Below are 21,717 nucleotides of genomic sequence, written 5' to 3' on the forward strand. Positions count from 1 at the left end.
AAGGCGCGCAGGACTGTACAATAACCGGACGAGCACACCCGCTCAACGTCCAGTTTCTTGGTGAGGACGTCCGGAGTACGAGGATCGTGATGGAACCGGGACCCGATCTAGCCGGCGAGCCGACGAACCGAGCCCTTTGGGAGCGGCTGACCTGCTTGGCCGTGGCCGTGGGCGTCGCGTTGCGAGTCTGGGAGTATTCCAGCTTCCGCGCGCTGTACATGGATGAAGAGGCGCTGCTCAAGAACCTGGTCGGCGTGCCGATCTTCGACTTCGGGCACGTTCTCAGCCAGGACCAGCTTGCGCCGCCGGGCTTTCTGGTGGTCGAACGGCTCATGCTGCGGTCGCCGCTCGACGAGCTGGCTGCGGGTCGGCTGTTTCCGCTGCTCTGCGGGCTGGCCTCGATGCTCCTGGTCGTCCCGCTCGCCCGTCGCTTCGTCGACCGCCGGGCGGTGCCGATCGCGGCGTGGTTCCTCGCCCTGGCCGATCACTTGATCTACTATTCGGCCGAGATCAAGCAGTACTCGTGCGATCTCGTCCTGGCCATGGCGGCCCTTCTGGTCGCGATCCCTCGCGACGCCGAACGGCCGACGCCCCGCCGGATCGCGGCCCTCGCCCTGCTCGGCGTGGTCGCCCCCTGGTTCTCGTATCCGGTCGTCTTCGTGCTCGCGGGGGTCGGGTTCCACTGGATCGCCCGCCGCGCGATGGTGAAAGACGGACGCGGGGTCGCGCTGGCCGTGGGCGTTTGCCTGGCCTGGCTGATCAGCTTCGTCGGCTGCTTCGCGGTCTCGCACATCATCGTGAGCAAGCGCGACTTTCTCTGGGTCTGGTGGAATTTCGCGTTTCTGCCGATCCCGCCGCACAGCGCGAACGACGCCCGGTTCGTGGCCGAGACCTTGGCCAACGTCTTCATCAATCCGGGAAGCCTGCTGACGCCGTTCTCGCTGGCCGTCACGGCGGTTTTGGCGTCCGGGCTGGCGGTCGTCGGCTGCGTGTCGCTCGGCCGACGCTGGCGAGGCGGGTTGTTTCTGCTGCTGGCCCCCCTGGTCTTTTCGCTGGCTGCCTCGGCCCTCCGTCAGTATCCGTTCCACGGCCGGTTGATCCTCTCGCTCGTGCCGACCTACCACCTGCTGCTGGCCGAGGGCATCGCCGCCGTCGGGCGGCTCACGCACGTCGGGGCGACGATCTTCCTCGCGCTCGTGTTCATCGTCGGCCAGGCGTCGGACATCGGCTGGAACCAGTTCGTCATGCCGAAAAGCCGGGCCCGCCCGTTCGACACCCATGGCGATCTTAAGAACGACCTGCTCGACTACCTCGACGACCAGCGTCGGCCGCCGCGACGGCCGGAACGCGAGCGGACGCCATGAATTCAGCCGACGTCGAGCCATCGAGTTCCCCGTGCCGGCGCGTGCTCGAAGCGTCGGCGCTCGTGCTGATCGTGATCGCGGCGACGGTCCTCCGCGTCTGGCAGCTCGGCCGGCTCAGCTTCTGGTACGACGAGGTCGTGACCATGCGGCTGGCGGAGACGCCCTCGATCGCCGGGCTGTTCGCGCTGCTGTTCCAGATCGACGCCACGCGAGCGCCGTTGCATCCGCTGATCCTTCAAGACTGGCTCGCCGTCTTCGGGACTTCGGAAATCGCGGGGCGCGCGTTGAGCGTCGGCTTCGGCGTGGCGACGGTCGTGCTGCTGTACGGGCTCGGCCGGCTCGCGTTCGACCGATCGACGGGCGTCTGGGCGTCGTTCCTGGGAGCGTTCAGCCCGCTCCTGGTCTATTATTCGCGCGAAGTGCGGATGTACGCCCTGCTGACGATGCTCACCACCCTTTGCTGGGTGTTGCTGTTCTGGCGTCGGCGGACGCCGGCACGATGGAAGACGATGGCCTACGCGGCTTGCCTGGTCGCGATGCTGTTCACGCACCCGCTCGGGCTCTTGATGCTCGGGACCCTGGCGCTGGCCTCGGCCCTGGACGTTCGCGCGTTCTTCGGGTCGTGGAAGGCGTGGCTGGCGGTCCATCTCGGTGCCTTGATCGTCACCGCTCCGTGGCTACGGTTTTACTTCGACCACGCGCCTGAGTTCCTATCGGGCCGGCTGCCGATCAAGTTTCTGCTGGCCACGCCGATCGGCTTTACTGGCGGCGACTCGACCGTCTACGTCGTGATCGTCGCCCTCATCGCGTTCGGCCTGTACCGCCGTGGGGTCGCGGATCGGACGATGCGGGAATGGGTCGCGCCGGCCTGCCTGGCGCTCTGGCTCGTCCTGCCTCCGACGATCCTTTTCGCCTATTCGTGGATCGCCAGCCCGATCTTCGGTCCGGCCCGCTACACGCTGTTCTGCGCCCCGGCCTACCTGGTGCTCATCGCGCAGGCCCTCTCTCGTATTCCGCCGTTGAGCCGATGGACGTTGGGACTCGGGCTCGCGTGCGTGGCCGTCGTCACGCTGAGGACCATCGTTTACGACCCCCAGTTGAAGGCGGACTGGCGCTCGTTCTCGGAGACGCTCGCCTTCTTCCAGGCCCAACCGCCTCGTGTGAAGATCACCGTCATGACGGCCTCGGACGTCGAGCCGAACGTCGAGATGGTAACGGCTCGCTACTACCTTGAGAGGGCCTGTCCCATCGTTCCGTTCGACGAGAGCGAACTCGAGGCGCTTCGCAAGCTGCCTCGCCAGGAAGTTTACCTGCTGGTCGGCGGGGGACCTTCCCGCGAGATTTCCCCGAGCCTTCAAGAGCGGTTGCAGCCCTTCGTCACGGGCGTGGATCAGCACCGGATCGGGCCGTTGCGGTTTTACCGCCTTGCGGCTGCGTCCCTCCAACTGCCGGCGCGGGCTCCGGCGCCTGCTCCAGCACCGGCAGAGCCAGCGCGTCCAGCTCCTGATTGAATTCAGCCCGGGCGATGCCGAGGGCCTTGGAGGTGGCGGCGCCGATCTTGATGCTTCGCTGCTTGAGGTCGCCCGCGATCGCGCCCAGACCGAGCTTTTCGACGATGTCGAAGGCCGCCTGGACCTGGGGGTCGCCGGCGATGTTCTGCTCGACGCCGACGTCGACGTCCTCGGGCCGGACGGTCGCCGTCCTCGATCCCCAGGCGATCCATCCCCGAGGGCCGCGAACCCAGAGGGCCGACTCGACCGTGACGTGGCTCATGTCGGGCGCGATCTCCAGCCGGGTGACGGCCGCGCCCGACCGGCCCCTCGCGGCGATCTTCTCAAGGGCCGGGGCCAGCGGATCGGCCTGCGCGGCGTTGGGGTCGAGCAGCTTGGCGATCTCGCCGATCGCCGCCGAGGCGTCGAGCCCGCCGACCGCGAGCGGCTGGCCGAGCTTGGTGTCGGGCAAAAGCAGGCCCTGATAGCGGATGAACCGGAGGTCGGGATCGATGGCCAGCTCGGTCGCCGCGCGGCGGGCCATCCATCGCGCGTCGGGTTCGGAGACGACCGGCAGCATGCGGTCGAGCGACGGCAACGCGTCGCCTTCGGTCAGGAAACCTCGGCCTTCGAGGGAGAGCTGGAGGTCGGCGATCGGCGTCGCCTCGACGTCCTTCAGCCCACAAAGCCAGCCCAGGGCCAGCAGCCGGCCGCTCGATTTCGGCTGGCGGACCAGCTCGCGGACGTCGGAGCGAGGGACGCGAACGGCCAGCAGCGGCGTCTGCGCGCTGGACTTCGCGTCGTCGAGCCGGATCAGCTCCTGGTCGATCCAGGCGACGATCGGGTCGTTTTGTGGAGCGTTCGCCGCGCGTTCCTGACGCCACGCCTTGAGCCGGCTCTTGCGCTGGGCGAGGGCCGGTTTGGCGGCGGATCGGGCGGCGCGGTCCCAGGTCTTGAACCAGGACGGCAGGTTCGCCTCGGCCCAATCGCGACGGACCAACATCTCGACGCCCCCGCGCGCGCCGGGCACGGCCGACGTGACGAGTCCCCGCGCAACTCCGCCGTCGCGCAGCGTCAGGCGGTCGGCGACGGCCGCATCCGGGGCTTTGGGAGGCTCCGGCTTGCCGGCCTGGGGCTCCGAGGCGTTCGTCAGGCAGCTTGCCAGCAAGAGCGCGGCGCAGAGCATGATCCACCTCGTCTCTCTTCCCGAGTCGTCGTCCGAGGGCGTACGCTTCATTCTATCGGCGACCGTCGCTCGTGCAACTTGAGGGCCGTTTCGGCGGAGGTTCGACGTGGTTCTCGACCTGGAGCCTCTTGGCGACCGGGCGTTCCTGGCCCGGTTCCCGACCGAGGACGCGGCCCGAGCCTGGGCGGCGACCGTCCGCAACCGCGCGTTCCAAGGGGTTGACGATGTCGTCCTCGCCTACCGCTCGACGGCCGTGTTCACCGACCCGGAGCGTTGTGATCTCGATTCGCTCGAACGCGCGCTCCGCACCCTCGAACCGCGAATCCACGACGCCGAGGCCGGCGCGCGGCACGTCGTCCCGGTTCTGTACGACGGCCCCGACCTGGCACACGTCGCGTCGACGCTCAGCCTGAGCAGGGACGAGGTGATCGACCGCCACGCGGGCCGCGATTACCATGTGTTCGCTGTCGGCTTCCTGCCGGCCTTTCCGTACGCGGGCTACCTGCCGCGCGAGCTTTCGGGGTTGGCCAGACGGGCCGAGCCCCGGCTCGAAGTCGCCGCCGGCTCGGTCGCGATCGCCGGCCGCCAGACGGGGATTTACCCGTCGAAATCGCCCGGCGGCTGGCATCTTCTTGGGCGGACGCCGTTGCGGATCGCCGACCCCGAAGCCGGCCGGTTCCCGATCCGCGCCGGCGACGCGATCCGGTTTCAACCGATCGATCGACACGAATACGAGGCGAGGCTCCATGAACGACTCTGAACGCCAGACCGCCGCCGTCGCTCGCCGCTCGATCGACCTGAACGCCGATCTCGGCGAAGGCTTCCCGAACGACCTCGCCCTGCTCGATCGCGTCAGCTCGGCGAGCGTTTGCTGCGGAGTGCACGCGGGAGACCCGGACGCGATCCGCCACACGCTGCAAGCCGCCGCCGAGCGCGGGGTGGTCGTGGGCGCCCACCCCGGCTACCGGGACCGCGAGGGTTTCGGCCGTCGCGAGCAAGACCTCTCGACCGAGGATGTCGAACTGCTGGTTCTCGATCAGGTGGCCGATCTTGACCGCCTCGGCCGCGACCTGGGCGTGCCGATCCGGTTCGTGAAGCCGCACGGCGCCCTCTACAACCAGGCCCAGCGCCAGGAGGAGATCGCCCGGGGGCTGATCAAGGCGGTCGCCCAGTGGGGCCTGCCGCTGCTCGGCCAGCCCGGCACGTTGCTGGAGACCCTGGCCCATTCCGCCGGCCTGCGGTACGTCGCCGAGGCGTTTCCCGACCGCCGATACAAGCCCGACGGCTCGCTGACCCCGCGCGACGAGCCGGGCGCGGTGCTGTCCGATCCCGACGAAGTCGCGGCGAACGTCCGGGCGCTCTTGGCCGACGCCCGCGTGGCGACGCTTTGCATCCACGGCGACGAGCCGTCCGCCCTGGCCGTCGCCGACCGCCTGCGGGCGATCGTTCAGAGCCAGGGGATCGTCATCCGCTCCTTCCTGGGTTGAGGGGCGTCCACAAGAACGTCCAACCCGAATTGTGGAGTCGAAACGTGGGCAGGAAGAAACTCATCAATTCATCTCACCACGGAGGACGCGGAGCAGAAGCGGAGAGGAATCGAGAATGATTCGGGAAGAGATTAATTGAGTTGTTTTCCCTCCGTGCTCTCCGAGTCCTCCGTGGTGAAGTTCCCCGAACCAACATGGGACTACTCGTCGTCAACCCCGGACTCTGGACGACCGTGCAAGACCTCGGCCGGCCTGGCTTTCGCGAATGGGGCGTGCCGGTCGGCGGCGCGTTTGATCGGCGGTCGCTTGCGCTGGCCAACGCCTTTGCTGGCAATCCGCCGGACGCCGCCGGTCTGGAGCTGACCCTTCATGGCGGCGTCTTCGAGGCTCGCTGCGACCTCGGAATCGCGCTGGCGGGCGCGGATATGGAGGCGTCGATCGTCGATCCGGACGGCGGTCGGCGATCCGTGATCTCCCCTTCGAGTACGACTCTCAAAGCGGGCGAGCGGCTGATCCTCGGCCGGGCGACCGCCGGCGCGCGGACGTACCTGGCGGTCGCCGGTGGGTTCGGCGGCCGGTCGTCGGAACGTCCCGTCCGCGCGGGCGACTTCCTGCCGGCCGTCCCGAGCCGGCTGCACGGCCGACGGCCTCGGCCGGTCGAGTCGGCCGCGACCGATCCGATCGGCGAGCCGTTCCGGTGCCTTCCCGGCCCTGATTCGTCGTCGCTCGCCGATTCGGAAGCCCTTTGGAATCAACCCTTTCAGGTCGGCCTGCGGAGCAACCGCATGGGGCTGCGGTTGGAGGGCGAGCCCCTGGCGGTCGTCCCCGAAGCCGAACGGCTGTCGGCTCCGGTGGCTCCGGGGGCGATCCAGGCGGCGGGAGGGCGGCTGATCGTCCTGGGTGTGGCGTGCGGCACGATGGGGGGCTATCCGCACGTCGCGCAGGTGATTTCGGCCGATCTCGACCGGGTCGGCCAGCTCCGGTCGGGCGACGGCTTGCGGTTTCGGCGGGTGACGATCGACGAGGCCCGTCGGCTCGATCGCCAGGCTCGCGAAGCCCAGCGGCGGTGGTCGGCGCCGATCACCGCCCTCTCCCGCGACCTGTTCGAGCTGGAATTCCGGCCGGAGGGGACGCCAGGTTGAGCTTGCCGGGACCGGCGTCTTGGGGTACACAGGCGTTCCATTCACGTCTTTTCGACCGGGCGCTTCTTCGGCCGACGTGCCGGAGCACGAGCCTCGGTCCCGGGTTTCAGGCAAGGGTCGTACGATGTCGCATCATCGCTGGGCGCGGCACGTTTTCGGGGTCGCCGTCTGCATCGCCGTCATGGTCGTGACGACCGGCTGCCGTAGCTCGCCGTACCACCCGTTCGGCAGAGATCGGCCGATCGGGCCGGACGGCAAGCCCGTGGGCTTTCAGGAAGCCCTCTCGCCGCTCGATCAGGCGTCGGCCGCCCCCGGTCCGAAGCCGTCGGCTCCTTCGCCCGTCGCCGTCGCGGCGGCCGCCACGAAGCGCGCCGCTTCGACTTCGACCTCGACTCCCAGTCCAGTTCTGGCTCTGGCTCCGACGCCGTCCGACGGGCCGTCGATCGCCCCGGCGGGCACGCCGTTGCTCGACGCGGCGCTCAAGCGGGCCCAGGCGATCGAGGCCGAGCAGCGGCTCTTGATGCGGGCCGAGGCCGATCCGCCCGCCCCCGTGCCGGCCGAAATGAAGGTCAAAACGGCGGCTCTCCCCGCCGTCGTCAAGAAGCCGGACGCCAAGCCGCCGAGCGACGCCGCCGTCAAGCTCGCCGGTGCCGAGGAGCCCGCCGGTCCGACCGAAGTCGATAAGGCGAAGCTCTGGAACGCCTGCGTCGAGCTGGTCGACCGCCTCCCCGCCGACCTCTCAGCCGCGGCCGTTCCGGCGATGCTGCCCAGGGCCGTCGCCCTGCTCGCCCCCGTCACGACGACGAGCGAGCCGGCCCCATCGCCGCGCCGGGAACCCTCGGCGTTCGGGATCAACGCGGTCGAGCTTTGCCGCAATATCCAGGGATTCGGATCATTCGAGACGATGGACGCCCAGACGCTCAAGGCCGGCCGCCAGGTCCTGATCTACTGCGAGCTGGCGGGCCTGCACTACGAGCGGCAAGGCGACGAGTTCGTGTCGCACGTCGCCACCCGCGTCGAACTGGTCGACGCCAGGGACGGCGCCAAGGCGTGGGAGGTTCTGGGCGAGGCCGAGGACCGCTGCCACAGCCTCCGCCGTGATTCGTTCGTCAGCACCCTGGTCACCCTTCCCGAAACGATCGTTCCCGGCGCCTATACGATCCGCCTGACCCAGACCGACACCCTCGCCCAGCAATCGGCGACCGCCGAAATGGCTGTCACGATCGGTCGTTGACCGCCGTTTCTCTGAATAGAGAGCGCTTGCGCAGCTTGCCAAAGCGCCCATCGCGAGCAAGAATTAAGATGCACATTCTCGCTCGCCGATCGACTATTCGGGGATGAGACGATGTTTATGACGCTTCGGCCTCGAGCCCTGACCGGCCTCTTGCTTGCGGCGGCCTGGTTCGTTTCGGCTCCAGAGCACTTGAGCCCGTTCCATGGCCGCGCGGCGGCCCAGGAACCGTTTGACGAAGGCGACGCGCCCGTCCAGGCCGGCGACGCGATGCAAGGCGACGCGAACGGGGACGACGCTCCGGCGACGGGCCGGCGCGCGGCGACGAAGAAGGCGCGCCGCCCGCGCGCTTCGACCCCGACCGCCAAGTCGGCCCGCAAGCCGTCCACCTCCCCGTCGGCGAAGACCGCGACCGCCGCGAAGGCCAAGGATCAGGACAAGAAGTCGGCCGGCCTGTCGTTCGCTCAGGACATCGCGCCGATCCTCGTCGCCAATTGCGTCGGGTGTCACCGCGAGGGCCAGCCGGGACTGAACCGGGGCAAGCTCGACCTCACGACCTTCGAGAATCTGATGAAGGGGACGACCGCGAACAAGAAGGTCGTCCTGCCCGGCAAGCCGGCCGAGAGCCACATGGTCTTGCGGATCAAGGGCCAGGAAGAGCCCCGGATGCCGCAGGGGGGCAACAACAACGGCCTGGCGGAAGACGTGATCGCGCGGATCGAGGGCTGGGTCAAGGCGGGCGCCACGCTCGACGCCGGTCTCGACCCCAAAGCGCTCATCGCGTCGTACGCGGCGTCGCTCGACGACGTCGAACGCTCGAAGCTGGCCAAGCTGAGCCCGAAAGATCGCGCGGCCAAGATCGAGGCGGTCGGCCTGGAGCGCTGGAAGAAGGCCAATCCGAAGCTCAAGCCCGAGATCACGCCGAGCGACCATTTCGTCCTGTTCTCCAACATGCCCAAGGACCGCGCCGCCAGCACGCTCAAGGCGGTTGAAGCCCAGTACGGCAACCTCCGTCGGCTGCTCGGCCCGGGCCCGACGGAATGGGTCGAGAAGGTCAGCCTCTACGTGTTCGACGACCGCAAGGATTACGTCGAATTCGTTCGCACCGTGCAACAGGGCGAGGTCGACTCCGAGGAGGCGGGACGGGGCGACCTCCGCACGTCCGAGCCGTACGTGGTCGTCGCCGACCCTCACGACGCCGCCGGCAAGGACGAACCGGCCGCCCGACGCAGGACGACCCGCCGCCGCGGCGAAGACCGCGACGCCTCCGGCGCGGGGGCCAAGCGGAGCCTGGTCGGACTGCTGACCCAGCACATGGCCGAGTCGGCCGTGCTGGCCGACGGCAAGTCGCCGCGTTGGCTCGCGGCGGGCGTCGGCCTTTACCTGGCCTCGCAGACCGAGCGCCGGGCCGACTTCTACCGCACGCTTCGCCAGACCGCCCTCGAAAAGTATCAGCAGGGCTGGTCGACCAAGACCAACGAGGTGCTGGGCGACGGCAACGGCGTCTCGCCCGACGAGTTCCTCGCGATCAGCTTCGGCCTGGTCGAGTGCCTGACCTCGCCCCAGTACCGTGAACAATTCCCCGCGCTGACGAAGAGCCTGAGACAGGGGGGCGACAAGCTCGACGAGGTGCTCAAGGACGCCTATGGAGTGACCCGGGAAGAGTTTTTCAACGCCACCGGCGAATGGGTGGCCGCCGCCTACGGCAACGATCAGTGATCCCGATCGCGGCGGCGACGGCCCTAACGAGCAAACCAAGGAAGGCGTGAACGAACCATGGCCCGAGTCGTCGTGATTGGATCGAGCAACACCGATATGACAGTCCGTCTCCCCCGGCTTCCCGAGGCCGGCGAGACGGTTCTCGGGGGGGCGTTCACGACCACGCCCGGCGGCAAGGGGGCCAACCAGGCCGTCGCGGCCCGCCGCGCGGGGGCCGAGGTCGTTTTCGTGGCCGCCGTCGGCGACGACGAGCTGGGACGCCAGGCGCTCGCCCTGTTCCGCCGCGAGGGGCTCGACGTCAGCCACGTGCGGGTCGTCGATCAGACCGCGTCGGGGGTCGCGCTCATCTTCGTCGGCGACGACGGCGAGAACATGATCGGCGTGGCCTCGGGCGCCAACGCCAGGATCGAGCCCGAAGACGTCGACCGCCTCCCCGCTTCATTGTTCCGGCGCGGCGACGTGCTGTTGACGGGTCTTGAAATCCCCCACCGCGCGGCCGTCGCGGCCATGAGACGCGGTCGCGACGCGGGCATGATCGTGATCCTCAACCCGGCCCCCGCGCCCGCCGCCGCCAGCCCGGACGTCGCCGAGCTGCTCGCCTCGGCCGACGTCGTCACGCCGAACCGCCTGGAAGCCTCCGCGCTGGCGGGAATTTCGCCCCGGCCCGAGACCGACTGGGCCGATTGCGCGCGGCGGCTGATGGCGAAAGGTCCTCGCGCCGTCGTGATCACCCTGGGTGCCGAAGGCTGCCTGACGGCGGAGGGGGATCGGTTCGACCGGATCGCCGCGCGCCGGGTCGTCGCCGTTGACACCGTCGGCGCGGGCGACGCCTTCAACGGCGCCCTGGCCGTCGCCCTGGCCGAGAACCGCCCGCTGGCCGAGGCCGCCGCCTGGGCCGCCGCTGCCTCCGCCCTGGCCGTCACCCGGCCGGGCGCCCAGTCGGCCCTTCCCCGCCGCGAAGCCATCGACTACCTTGCGCGTAACCCCGATTGAACCGGCCGGCGTTCGTTATCTGGCCGCCGGAAACGCACCGAGAGGAGCCGACGGCCATGACGTTCGCGCCTGTTCATGCCTTGTTTCTTGTGGGCGGTCTGGCGATCGTGGCGTCGGCCCATGATCGACCTTCCGGCCCGCTGCACAAGTCCCGGTCGGTGGTCATGGCTCGGCACGGCATGGCGGCGACCAGCCAGCCGCTGGCGACCGCCGCGGCGATCCGGGTTCTTCAGCAAGGGGGCAACGCGGTCGACGCGGCGATCGCGGCCAACGCCGTGCTGGGCGTCGTCGAGCCGATGTCGTGCGGCATGGGCGGCGACCTGTTCGCGATCGTCTGGGACGCCAAGACGAAGAAGCTCCACGGCCTCAACGCCAGCGGGCGTTCCCCCGCGCGGGCCGACATCGCCTTCTTCCAGGCCCAGGGGCTCGACGCCATCCCGACGCACGGCCCGCTGAGTTGGTCGGTCCCCGGCTGCGTCGACGGCTGGGACCAGCTCCGGCGGAAATTCGGCACCCGGCCGTGGGCCGACCTGCTCGCGCCGGCGATCCAGTACGCCGAGGAAGGCTTCCCCGTCACCGAGATCATCGCGGCCGACTGGAACGGCGCGGCTCCGGCGCTGGACCGGATTCCGACCTCGGCGGCCTGCTACCTCCCCGACGGCCACGCGCCGGCCGCCGGCGACGTCTTCCGCAATCCGGGCCTGGCGCGGTCGTTGAAGGCGATCGTCGACGGGGGACGCGACGCCTATTACAAGGGGCCGCTGGCCGAGGCGATCGTCCGCTATTCCGAGTCCGAGGGGGGGCTGTTCGCCCTGCCCGACTTCGCCGAGCACGCGTCGACGTGGGTCGAGCCGGTCTCGACCAACTATCGCGGCTACGACGTCTGGGAACTGCCCCCCAACGGCCAGGGGATTGCGGTGCTCCAGATGCTCAACCTCCTGGAAGCCTACAATCTCAAGAGCATGGGCCCGCAGTCGGCCCAGGCGCTCCACCTGATGATCGAGGCCAAGAAGCTCGCCTACGAGGACCGGGCGAAGTACTACGCTGACCCGGACAAGGTTTCCGTCCCCGTCGCCGAGCTGATCTCCAAGGGCTACGCCGACAACCGCCGCAAGGAGATCGACCCCGAACGCGCCAGCGACCAGCCCCGCGCCGGCGATCCTCAGCACAGCGACACGATTTATATGACGGTTGTCGACGGCGATTTCAACTGCGTCAGCCTGATCCAGAGCAACTACCACGGCTTCGGCTCGCGGCACGTCCCCGGCGACCTCGGTTTCGCGCTCCAGAACCGGGGCACGTCGTTCTCGCTCGACCCCGGCCGCCCCAATCGATTGGAACCCCGCAAACGGCCGTTCCACACGATCATCCCGGCGTTCATCACCAAGGACGGCAAGCCCTGGCTGAGCTTTGGCCTGATGGGGGGCGACATGCAGGCGCAGGGACATGTCCAGGTCGTCTGCAACATCATCGATTTCGGCATGGACGTGCAGCAGGCCGGCGACGCCCCGCGGTTCTGCCATTTCGGCTCGTCCGATCCCAGCGGCCCGCCGGCCCAGGGAGGCGGCTCGGTCGCGCTGGAGTCGGAAATCGGGCCGGAGGTCCGCCGCGCCCTCGAAGCCAAGGGCCATCGAGTGCTTGATTCGCGCGGCGGGTACGGTGGCTATCAGGCGATCCGCATCGATCTCGAACACGGCGTGCTGATGGGAGGCTCCGAGTCACGCAAGGACGGTGCCGCGATGGGCTACTGACAGGGGCCGCGCGCCGGGGAGCACCCGGCGCGCTTGCTCGTCACTTGGCCGAGGTCTTGTCGAGAGGCCAGATCTCGATCTTTCGGAAGACGATCTCGGCCCCTTCCGACTGGAACATGAGCTTGCCCTTGGTCACGCCCGCCTTGGAGCCGACGTTCACCACCTGGCCGTTGAGGATGTTGGTGATGGCATCGCCGTCGCAGACGACCTCCAGCGTGTTCCACTCGCCGACCGGCTTCTCGACGTCGCGCTCGCCTCGGATGCCGATCACGTCCTTCCACTTCGGATCGCGGCCCCACCAGTTGAACCGGCCCCCCTTGAGCGTGAGGGACTCGCCCCCTTTTTCGTAGTACGGCTGGCCGTCGGGGCCGCGGCGAGTCTCGGAGGTGAGGCTGAACTTGCCGCCGTTGTTGACGACCAGGAAATCGCCGGTCCCCCCCTCGATGATCTGGCACTCGATCGATTCCATCCAGTGCCCGCCGATGGTGCCGTCGGGCTCCTGGCAATGGAGCAGAATCCCCGAATCGCGGGCGTTCTCGACGCGCGGGGGCCAGGTCTTGCCTCCCCATTTCCACTCGGTGACCAGGCGGTAGTTCGAGAACGTATCGCGCGTGGCGAGCCCGCCGAACTCCTTGCCCGAGATGTGGATCGCGCCGTCGACGACGGAGAACACGCCGTCGGGGTCGTCGTATTTGTGGTCGTGCAAATAGCCGTACAACCCGGTCAGGTCCTTGCCGTTGAACTGATAGAGCGGCGTCTTCGCCGCGGCTTCCTTCGGCGCATCGGCTCGAACGGCGCCGCCGGCGGCGAGACACGAGCCCAGACCCAGGCCCAGGACCAACATCGTCAGGGACGAGCGAAGTCGCGATTCGAACATGAGGGAAGGCTCTCTTTCTCAAGGAAGGCGGTCGCGATCATCCCTTCTCCCCCCGGGAGAAGGTGCCCCGAAGGGGCGCATGAGGGTCGTGGCGTTTCGAGATCCGAGGGGCAGGCGGGAAAGATCACGGGCCGACATTCATGGTCGAGCGTCGACTCTCATCCGGCCGTTCCGGCCACCTTCTTCCGGGGGGAGAAGGCGAGTCGACCTCGCCTCAGCCGCGCTGGCGATGGATTTCACCGCCGAGCTTCCGGAGGATCGACTCGGCTTTCGCCTGGAGCGCTTCGGTGGGGCAGCCGACCGACAGGAGCATGCCCTGGCCCCCTTCGAGCTGGTCGGGAGGGGTGACGCCCAGGCGGTCGCTGGGGATGCCGATCCCGGTCAAGAGCTGGACGGCCAGGTTGCCTTCGGCGGCGCTGTAAAAGTAGGCGAGGACCCGAAGTTTCGGTTCCGGGCTCGAAACGGCTCCGGGGCGGATCTGAGGCGTTTCCATGGCGCGTGTCTCTTCCGGCGACAGTGATGGAACGCGAGTCGGCGAAGCGGCGAATCGGACGTTCCGCCCGCGATCGTCGACTAGTTTGACAGTCGACCGGCCGGTTCGCAAGCGGGGGCCGCTCTCGCCCCGTTCACGATCGGCGTCGATCCGGCTCGACGTTCGTCGATTCGCGGAATCATGGTGCGCGGCGGACGCGGACGTTTTTTCGGCGTGGGGCGAAAATTGGACGTAGGGTTGATCGGGAGTCGCGAGCGGCTCCGACAACCCGGGCGTGGGAACCAGACGATGAGAGCGCGTCGAGCCGAGATCACGAACCGAGGGCGTCGCGGGATCGCGGCGGTGGAGACCGCCGTCGTCTTGCCGGTGCTCTTGACGCTCTTGCTGGGCGTGTGGGAGGTCGGCCGGATTCTCCAGGTCCAGCAGGTCCTTTGCATCGCTACTCGGGATGCGGCTCGACAGGCGGGATCGGGGCTGATGACCAACAGTCAGGTGCAGCAGACGGCGATCAACTCCGTTCGGCGAATCCTCGGCGACACGTCGGGCGTGATGACCAAGAACATCGTGGTCGCCGTGGCGGTGTCATCGAACACCAACCCGCCGGTCGTCAAGTCCATCGACGTCTCCCAGGCCGCCCCCCTCGATCTGTTGAAGGTGACGGTCACGATCCCATACCAGGACGTGCGCTGGATCAACCTGCCGATGATCACCAACGCCACGCTGCTGCGGGCCGAGTCCATGTGGCTCTCGCTCAAGAACCTGCCGTATCCCACGACGGTCCCCCAGCCACCCACGGGATGATCGCGCGGGCGGCCCGGACTCGGAGGCGACGGCGACGGAAGGACGATTGCGATGCGCGTTTCAGGAATCCAGCAGGCGCGGAGGCGACGGCGCGGGGCGGCGGTGGTCGAGACGGCCGTGGTCCTCAACGTCTTGCTGCTCATGGTCCTGGGGATCTTCGAGTACGGCCGGCTCGTGATGATTCGCCAACTGATGCTGAACGCGGCCCGCGAGGGGGCCCGGATCGCGGTGGTCGGCACGGCGTCGAACCCTCCGGCGACGACCTCGCAGATCCAGGCCGCCGCGACGGCGTATCTGGTCGGCCAGCCGCTGTCCAGTCTCGCGGTGAGCGTCTACCAGGCCGACCCCGCCACCGGGAACTCGATCGGCGCATGGGACCAGACGCCGTACGGCGGCGCCCTGGTCGTGAAGATCAGCGGCAATTACAAACCGGTCATCGCCAGCACGTTCGGGATCGTGCCCAATCCGATGCCGTTGCAGGCCGTCGTGATGATGCTCAGTGAGGCCAATTGACACGTGTAATCCAGAGTTGTTAGTGTTTGTTGGTGATCTCTCGAATTAAATAGTGTGGATTTCTCATGCGGGACTGATGGCGATGTGAGGTCCCCGACCATGCGAATGGGGCGTCGCCCGCCATTCGAGATCGTTACAGCCTTCGGGTGGATGGCGCCCTATCCGCGACACAAGGGCTCCCTCGCCGCCACGATCTCGACGTGAGTTGAATTCATTACCTGGAAGCCGGATCCAATTTGATGCGCATTTCCATCGCCATGACGTCGTACAACAGCGAGCGTTTCGTCGGGGAACAGCTCGAATCCTTTGCCAACCAGACGCGAAAGCCGGACGAACTCGTCATATGCGACGATCAATCGACCGACCGGACTTCGGAAATCCTCCATGAGTTCGCGAGGAACAGCCCTTTCCCGACGCGTGTCGTCGTCAACGAGCCGCAGCTCGGGATCATCAGGAATTTCGAGCAGGCCGTCCGGCTCTCCACCGGCGACCTGATCTTCTTCTCCGACCACGACGATCGATGGCTGCCGGATAAGTTGGCCATGCATGAATCGACTCATCTGTCGGCGCCGGACGTCGGTTTCGTCTTCAGCAACGCGGAAGTCTGCGATGAAAAAATGGCCCCGCGCGGGTTCACGCATTTCGACGTTCAGCACCTGGGCGGCAAGCGACTCGCGGAGATACCTCGGGGCAGGTTGTTCGACATGTGCATCCGGTCTCCTCGGCTCTATGGATGCACGATGTCGTTCAGCGCGAGTCTGAAGGAGGCGATCCTCCCCTTCCCGACGTCGACGTCGCATGACATGTGGACCTGTCTGATTCTCGCGGCTCTGACCCCGACGAGATGCATCGAAAAGCCCTTGATGAAATACCGAACTCACACATCCCAGCTTTGCGGCGTCTTCTTCGACAAGCCCGCGAAGAGCGACGATCCGGGCGGAGTCGATCACTTCCTCACCGAAATCGAACGGAACGCGAGGTATTTCAGCGATGCTCTGCAACGCCTCCGCCTCCACGAGCACCGCCTCTATCGCAAAGACGCATTGAGAATACTGGAGCAAAAACTCGCGCATCTCAACGCGCGCCGCAAGCTCCGCGGAACTTTGCCGACGCGCGTCGGGGCTTTTTGTCGGGAGATGCTCAACGGTCGTTATCTCAGATACACCTCCAAGATTGATCTGATCAACGACGTCAAACGGGTCTACCGGGACGGTCGGGCGCGATAAAAGTGGAACCTCTCGGCCGATCGGAGCCCCCGAAGGACGAGAACCGCCCCTCTCCCGTCGCCACCGAGACCGACGCCGAGTGAGCCGTAATCGAGCTGATGTGTCCATGACGGAAAGTGGAAGCGAGGCGACGACACGTCGTCACGCCTTCGCCGAAGGAGGATCGCCGTGATTCGCTTGAACCAGCGCAGGGGACCGTCGGGAGGCGTCGCGCCCTTGGTCGCGGTGAGCATGGTCGCGCTCACGGGCATGGCGGCCCTGGCCGTGGACGTGGGGCGGATCGCCGTGGCCAAGGTCGAGTGCCAGAGCGCCGCCGACGTCGCCGCGATGACTGGGGCGCGAACGCTCGACGGGGTCATGCCGCAAAACCTCGCCTCGGCCACGACCAACGCCAAGAACGCGGCCGGCTATTACAAGGTCATGGGCGATCCGATCGCCTCGACGGAGGTGACCGTCCAGCACGGCTCGTACCGCTACGACCGCTCGAAACAGCAGTTCTCGCCGTCGTACTCCGTGCAGTCGAACGAGAGCTACAATCTGACGAAGGTGACGATCAACAAATCGTGCCCGACGACGTTCGCCCAGGTTCTCGGCTACTCGGCGTTCAAGGTCGCGGCGACGGCCGTCGCCGCCCACCGCCCGCGCGACGTCGCCATCGTCCTCGACTACTCGGGGTCGATGAACAACGAGAGCGACCTCTGGAACTGCGAGAGCTACCTCGACAACGGCCAGGGCAGCACCAGCAACCCCAACAACACGTCGAACAACCAGGAGACCGTCTACCCCAAGTTCGGACACTACAGCAATGACAAGAACTATTCCAACTACACCAACTACGCCAACCTGCTGAGCCCGGCCGCCGACGCCTCGAACCCGCTCTCGAACGACCCCCGGATCGGCAAATCCAACGTCTCGATCTCGGCGCTCGGCATTCCCGCGATGGTCAACGACTTCTGGTCGAACAACCGTGGCGCCTCGTCGACCGCCTCGGCCTTCACGGCCGCGTCCGACGCCGCGCTCGATTCAACCAACCGCGCCGGCGGCGACAAGTACCTCTTCAAGTCGGGCTCGACCACGGTTTACGCCGCCACGGTCCAGGATTACACAGGCTCGACGACGAAGAACACGGCTTTTGAAACCAGCGGTTATGCGACGCTCGGCTACATCCAAGGGCCGCGGTATTGGGGCAAGACCTTCTTCGTCTGGCCCCCCGATCCGCGAGCGGCCTACGATTGGCGACAGCTCTATTTCGGGACCAAGGACAACACCGTCCTCTGGGACGCCAGCGGCAACTGGCGCAGTCCGTCGGGCTATTACACGATCAATTACAAGGCGATCCTCGCGTGGATCAAGGCGACGCCCAACCCGTTTCCTTCGCAACTGCGGTCGGGCAACATCCTCTACTACAACCTGATTCCGACCGACGTGCCCGCGTCGGCTTACACGCACACCCAGCTCAATTCGGCGATCACCGACTCCAATCAGCGGTTCTGGAAAGAGTACATCGACTACGTCGTCGGCTCCTGGCGCGATCCGTTCAACGGCGTCCAGACGCCCGGCAACCCGTCGATGAGCTACGGCCCGGACTACACCTTCGGGACCGTCAAGATCAGCTCGCCCCCCACCGGTTCCACCCCGGCGTATATGAATTACGCCGACAATCCCAAACGGCCCCGCCACCGACTCTGGTTCGGCCCGATGACGATGATCCAGTTCATGTCCGACACCGGCATCCTTCCCGGCACCGCGCACGACATCTCGATGTACAGCATGAAGGCCGGCCTCGGCCAGGCGCTGGAAGACATCCAGAACAACCACCCCAACGACCTGGTGTCGATGATCCTCTTCAGCCGCCCCCTCTTCAACGGCGGCGCCAGCGGAACCGGCGCCTTCAACCTGGCGCAATACAGCCTCACCAACAACATCCAGCCGATGATCAACTCGCTCTGGGTGCCCCCCAACAGCGGCACGAGCGACGTCCGCCCCTGGGACGCCAACGGCTCGCAGACGCCCAGGGCCTTCGGCGACTGGTGCTCCAACACCACGTCGGTGTACGGCTTCATGCTGGCCTACAACCAGTTCAGTTGCAGCAACACGTTGCAGGCGCTCGATCTGTCGACCGCGGCGGGGGTCGGCGGCGAGGGCCGCGTCGGCGCTCAACGGCTGATCGTCTACGAGACCGACGGCATGGCCAACCAGGGGGTGACTCCCGCCAACGGCTTCTCGACCAGTTCGAATTACAGCTCGTACTATCAAATCCAGCCCGGCCAGACGCTGAACTCCGTCGGATATACCGATGCGAACCTCTTCCAGACCGTGCAGAACATCTGCAACACGTCGAGCGGAGCCGCGGTCAGCGCGCCCGGCGTCCTGCCGTACTCGCCGAATCAGGGGCGGCCGGGCTTTGGAACGCCGGGGAAGCCGGTGACGATCCATTGCCTGGCGTTCGGCGGAATCTTCGAATCGCCGTCGTCGGTTCAGACCAGCTCGGTCGCCCTGTTGCAACAGGTCTCGGGCATCGGCGGGACCGTCTTTCCGTCGTCGGCGTCCGATCCAGCCAACGGCTTCAAGTGGTGCATCGGCACCCTCCAGCAACGGCAGTCGCGGCTGGTCAACGCCTTCCAGAACATCATGAACCTGAAGCCCGTGCCGATCACTTTGATCCAGTAGTCTCGCCGCGGTCGGCGCGGGAGCTGGATGGTGGCCCTCGGGCCGCGTTCCCGCTATCATGGGGCCTTGCCTTGACCGCTGGTCGGAAGGTCCTTGCCCCATGCTCCGCCTCATCGCTCTCGCCGCGACGTTGCTCCTCTTCGCCGGTGATCCCCCCGACTTCGAGCCGCTGGGCCGGTTCGATCTCCGGGAGATCCCTGAGTCGTCGGGGGTCGTCAAGAGCCGTCGGCACTCCGATGTTTTCTGGGTCCACAACGACTCCGGCAATCCCGCGACGCTGTTCGCGATCGATCGCCGGGGACGCATCCTCAACAAGTTCGCGATCGCCGTTCCCAACCTGGACTGGGAAGACCTCGCTATCGACGGTCAGGGTCGGCTTTACATCGGCGACATCGGCAACAACAACGGCCGCCTGGCGATCCGGATGATCCACCAGATCGCCGAGCCCGACCCGGGCAAGCCGTCCGCCGGCCCGATCAAGCCGCTGGCGTCGTCGTTTTACGCGATGTCGCGCGACGATCGGTTCGACGCCGAGGCGCTCGTCGTCGACGGCGACCGGGCGATCATCGTGACCAAGCGGTTCGACGGCCGCGAGGCCGAGCTGCGCGAGGTTTCGTTCAACCCCCCCGCTCCGCTCTTGCGTCCCGCGACCGCCCGGCGGATCGGGGTTCTACCCCGCTTCGTCGAGTCCGCGACCGGGGCCGACCTCTCGGCCGACGGCCGGCTGCTGGCGGTCTGCGGCAACCGCGTGACGCGCGTCTACGAACGCGCCGACGCACGGTCGTGGGACAAGCTGCGACTGCTGGCCGAGGTGTTCCACGAGCCGCTCGGGACCGAGGGCGTGGCCTGGGACGGTATGGACCTGATCCACGTCAGCGAGAACCGCGGCGTCGACCGGATCGCCGAACGGGTCTGGAGACGCGCCTCGGCCTCCGCGACGGCGGGAAAGACTCGATAAGATGGCCAGATATGAAGTCGTGATCGTGGGAGGAGGCGTGATCGGGCTGTCGATCGGCTACGCCCTGGCCCGATCGGGGGTCTCGTGCGTGATCCTCGACCGCACCGAACTGGGGCGCGAGGCCTCGTGGGCCGGGGCCGGCATGCTGCCGCCGCAGTCCGAGCCGCGTCCGGGGCCGATCCATCCCAGCGTCGAACTCCGCTCTTGGAGCGCGCGGCTGTACCCCGAGTGGTCGGCGGCTCTCCTCGACGAGACCGGAATCGACAACGGCTATCGCCGGACCGGCGGGGTCGACGTCGCCTGGACCGAGGCCGAGGAGCAGGCGCTGCGGACCACCGCCGGCCGATGGCGGGTCGAGGGGATCGCGTTCGAGCGGCTCGCGGCCGGCGATTTCGGGCGGGTCGAGCCAGCGCTCAACCCCGAGCTTCGCCTCGTCTACTTCCTCCCCGACCGCGCGCAGGTGCGCAATCCGCGACACCTCCGCGCGCTGGCCGTCGCCTTCACGGGCCGAGGGGGCGTGATCCGCGCGAATTGCGCCGTCGAGGGCTTCATCGCGCGCGGCGACCGCGTCGTCGAGGTCCGGACCGAGGCCGGGGCGTTCCAGGCCGATCAGGTGATCGTCGCGGCTGGAGCGTGGTCGGGGCGTTTGCTCGACGCTCTCGGTGTGCACGCGCCGACGCCCCCGCTGAAGGGCCAGCTCGTGCTGCTGCGTGGCGATCGTCCCCTGCTTCGACGGATCGTCGAGCATGGCAAGACTTACCTGGTTCCTCGCGACGACGACCGCATCCTGGTTGGCGCGACTGAGGAGGACGCGGGTTTCGACGTCCTGCCGACGGCCGACGCGTTCCGAGCGCTGACCGAGGCGGCCGTGCGGCTCTGTCCGGAGTTGAAGGAGGCCCGGGTGGAAGCGACCTGGACCGGGCTTCGTCCCGGCAGCTTCGACACCCGGCCGTACATCGGGCTGGTGCCCGGCTATCGCAACGTGGTCGTCGCCTCCGGGCACAAGCGCGCGGGGCTTCAGCTCTCGCCGGCCACGGCCGAGCTGGCCGTCGACCTCGTGCTCGGCCGGCCGCCGAGGATCGACCTCGCCCACTTCCGCATCGATCGCGAGCCGTCGACCGGCGACGACGTGTTCCGCTCGTGATCTCTCAGCGGGTCTGAACGAGGACTTTTTCAGCCGCCGAGAGGCCCAGCGCGACGTCGCGCCCGCCCAGTCGGCAGACGACGGCGGCCGACTCGGGGCGGTTCTCGCACAGTTCGCCCTCGGCGTTCAGATCGAGCCGGCACTCGGTCAGGTAGCGGAGGAACGCCGGGTCTTGATCGAGCACGCGGATGACCCGGAAATGCTGGCCGCGACCGCACTGCGACAGCGGGATCCCCTTCGGTTCGGTCAGCGAGCCGTCGGCCCCCGGGATCGGGTCGCCGTGCGGGTCGACGGCCGGATGGCCGAGAAAGTCCTCAATGCGGTCGATCAAGCGTTCCGAGACCGCGTGCTCCATGTGCTCGGCCTCTTCATGCACCTCGTCCCACGACATTTCGAGCGTGCGGGCGAGGAACAATTCGAGCAACCGGTGCCGGCGGATCACCATCAGGGCCAGCCGGTTGCCCGCGTCGCTCAGCCGCGCGCCTTCGTACGGCGTATAGGTCGCCAGCGCCGCCTCCGAGAGCGTCTTGAGCATGCCGGTGACGGTCCCCGGCGAGACCCCCAGCGCCAGGGCCAGTTGACCCGTGCTGACGGCGGTCCCGGCCGGGTTCCGAGCGGCGATGAGCGCGATCGATTTGACGTAGTTCTCGACAGTCAGGCTTGCCACGACGG

Annotated in this window: 18 protein-coding genes; 15 read left to right on the forward strand and 3 right to left on the reverse strand. The window is 67.5% G+C overall.

The annotated features are described in order from the left end of the window. Positions 1 to 89 precede the first annotated feature (89 nt). From BSF38_RS03725 to ggt, 9 genes are all read left to right on the forward strand, one after another. Positions 90 to 1,364 carry a glycosyltransferase family 39 protein gene (locus tag BSF38_RS03725; protein WP_076343515.1) on the forward strand — a complete coding sequence of 425 codons (1,275 nt, stop codon included), beginning with the start codon at positions 90 to 92 and terminating at the stop codon, positions 1,362 to 1,364. Further along, positions 1,361 to 2,875 (forward strand): glycosyltransferase family 39 protein, encoded by a 1,515-nt coding sequence (locus tag BSF38_RS03730; protein WP_083712672.1) that lies wholly within the window; start codon positions 1,361 to 1,363, stop codon positions 2,873 to 2,875. Before BSF38_RS03725 ends, BSF38_RS03730 begins: the two co-directional genes overlap by 4 nt. A 1,271-nt stretch (positions 2,876 to 4,146) precedes the next feature. Further along, positions 4,147 to 4,800 carry a 5-oxoprolinase subunit B family protein gene (locus tag BSF38_RS03750; protein ID WP_076343520.1) on the forward strand — a complete coding sequence of 218 codons (654 nt, stop codon included), beginning with the start codon at positions 4,147 to 4,149 and terminating at the stop codon, positions 4,798 to 4,800. Further along, positions 4,787 to 5,527 carry a 5-oxoprolinase subunit PxpA gene (locus BSF38_RS03755; RefSeq protein ID WP_076343521.1) on the forward strand — a complete coding sequence of 247 codons (741 nt, stop codon included), beginning with the start codon at positions 4,787 to 4,789 and terminating at the stop codon, positions 5,525 to 5,527. The genes BSF38_RS03750 and BSF38_RS03755 overlap by 14 nt, the downstream gene beginning before the upstream one ends. Before the next feature lie 194 nt (positions 5,528 to 5,721). Beyond that, positions 5,722 to 6,669 (forward strand): 5-oxoprolinase subunit C family protein, encoded by a 948-nt coding sequence (locus tag BSF38_RS03760; RefSeq protein WP_076343522.1) that lies wholly within the window; start codon positions 5,722 to 5,724, stop codon positions 6,667 to 6,669. Between the two features lie 124 nt (positions 6,670 to 6,793). Beyond that, on the forward strand, positions 6,794 to 7,903 hold the full coding sequence (locus BSF38_RS03765; RefSeq protein ID WP_076343523.1) for a hypothetical protein: 1,110 nt from the start codon (positions 6,794 to 6,796) through the stop codon (positions 7,901 to 7,903). A 117-nt stretch (positions 7,904 to 8,020) separates the two neighbouring features. After that, positions 8,021 to 9,619, forward strand: coding sequence for a c-type cytochrome domain-containing protein (locus tag BSF38_RS03770; protein ID WP_076343524.1), 1,599 nt, complete (start codon positions 8,021 to 8,023; stop codon positions 9,617 to 9,619). A gap of 57 nt (positions 9,620 to 9,676) precedes the next feature. Next, entirely contained in the window at positions 9,677 to 10,612 is a 936-nt protein-coding gene (gene rbsK / locus BSF38_RS03775; protein WP_076343525.1) for a ribokinase, read from the forward strand. Between the two features lie 56 nt (positions 10,613 to 10,668). After that, positions 10,669 to 12,363 (forward strand): gamma-glutamyltransferase, encoded by a 1,695-nt coding sequence (ggt, locus tag BSF38_RS03780; protein ID WP_076350575.1) that lies wholly within the window; start codon positions 10,669 to 10,671, stop codon positions 12,361 to 12,363. A 40-nt stretch (positions 12,364 to 12,403) separates the two neighbouring features. Here ggt and BSF38_RS03785 read toward each other — a convergent pair whose 3' ends face one another. Further along, positions 12,404 to 13,240 carry a 3-keto-disaccharide hydrolase gene (locus tag BSF38_RS03785; protein ID WP_083712673.1) on the reverse strand — a complete coding sequence of 279 codons (837 nt, stop codon included), beginning with the start codon at positions 13,238 to 13,240 and terminating at the stop codon, positions 12,404 to 12,406. A 214-nt stretch (positions 13,241 to 13,454) separates the two neighbouring features. Continuing rightward, complete coding sequence (locus BSF38_RS03790; RefSeq protein ID WP_076350577.1) at positions 13,455 to 13,733, reverse strand: hypothetical protein; 279 nt, start codon at positions 13,731 to 13,733, stop codon at positions 13,455 to 13,457. A gap of 288 nt (positions 13,734 to 14,021) precedes the next feature. Here BSF38_RS03790 and BSF38_RS03795 point away from each other — a divergent pair, with 288 nt between their 5' ends. From BSF38_RS03795 to thiO, 6 genes are all read left to right on the forward strand, one after another. Continuing rightward, positions 14,022 to 14,534 carry a TadE/TadG family type IV pilus assembly protein gene (locus tag BSF38_RS03795; RefSeq protein ID WP_076343526.1) on the forward strand — a complete coding sequence of 171 codons (513 nt, stop codon included), beginning with the start codon at positions 14,022 to 14,024 and terminating at the stop codon, positions 14,532 to 14,534. 51 nt (positions 14,535 to 14,585) lie between these two features. Then, on the forward strand, positions 14,586 to 15,047 hold the full coding sequence (locus BSF38_RS03800; RefSeq protein ID WP_076343527.1) for a TadE/TadG family type IV pilus assembly protein: 462 nt from the start codon (positions 14,586 to 14,588) through the stop codon (positions 15,045 to 15,047). A 239-nt stretch (positions 15,048 to 15,286) separates the two neighbouring features. Next, positions 15,287 to 16,273 carry a glycosyltransferase gene (locus BSF38_RS03805; protein ID WP_076343528.1) on the forward strand — a complete coding sequence of 329 codons (987 nt, stop codon included), beginning with the start codon at positions 15,287 to 15,289 and terminating at the stop codon, positions 16,271 to 16,273. Between the two features lie 168 nt (positions 16,274 to 16,441). Further along, positions 16,442 to 18,943, forward strand: coding sequence for a TadG family pilus assembly protein (locus BSF38_RS03810; RefSeq protein ID WP_076343529.1), 2,502 nt, complete (start codon positions 16,442 to 16,444; stop codon positions 18,941 to 18,943). A gap of 100 nt (positions 18,944 to 19,043) precedes the next feature. After that, positions 19,044 to 19,901 (forward strand): hypothetical protein, encoded by an 858-nt coding sequence (locus BSF38_RS03815; RefSeq protein WP_076343530.1) that lies wholly within the window; start codon positions 19,044 to 19,046, stop codon positions 19,899 to 19,901. A 1-nt stretch (position 19,902) separates the two neighbouring features. Continuing rightward, a complete protein-coding gene (gene thiO, locus BSF38_RS03820; protein ID WP_076343531.1) occupies positions 19,903 to 21,045 on the forward strand; it encodes a glycine oxidase ThiO in 1,143 nt (380 codons plus the stop codon). Between the two features lie 4 nt (positions 21,046 to 21,049). Here the strand turns inward: thiO and BSF38_RS03825 are convergent, their stop codons facing one another. Beyond that, the gene (locus tag BSF38_RS03825; protein WP_076343532.1) at positions 21,050 to 21,712 is read right to left on the reverse strand and encodes a metal-dependent transcriptional regulator; all 663 of its coding nucleotides are present in this window, start codon (positions 21,710 to 21,712) and stop codon (positions 21,050 to 21,052) included. Positions 21,713 to 21,717 lie beyond the last annotated feature (5 nt).

The sequence above is a fragment of the Paludisphaera borealis genome (assembly GCF_001956985.1).
GTDB classification, from domain to species: domain Bacteria; phylum Planctomycetota; class Planctomycetia; order Isosphaerales; family Isosphaeraceae; genus Paludisphaera; species Paludisphaera borealis.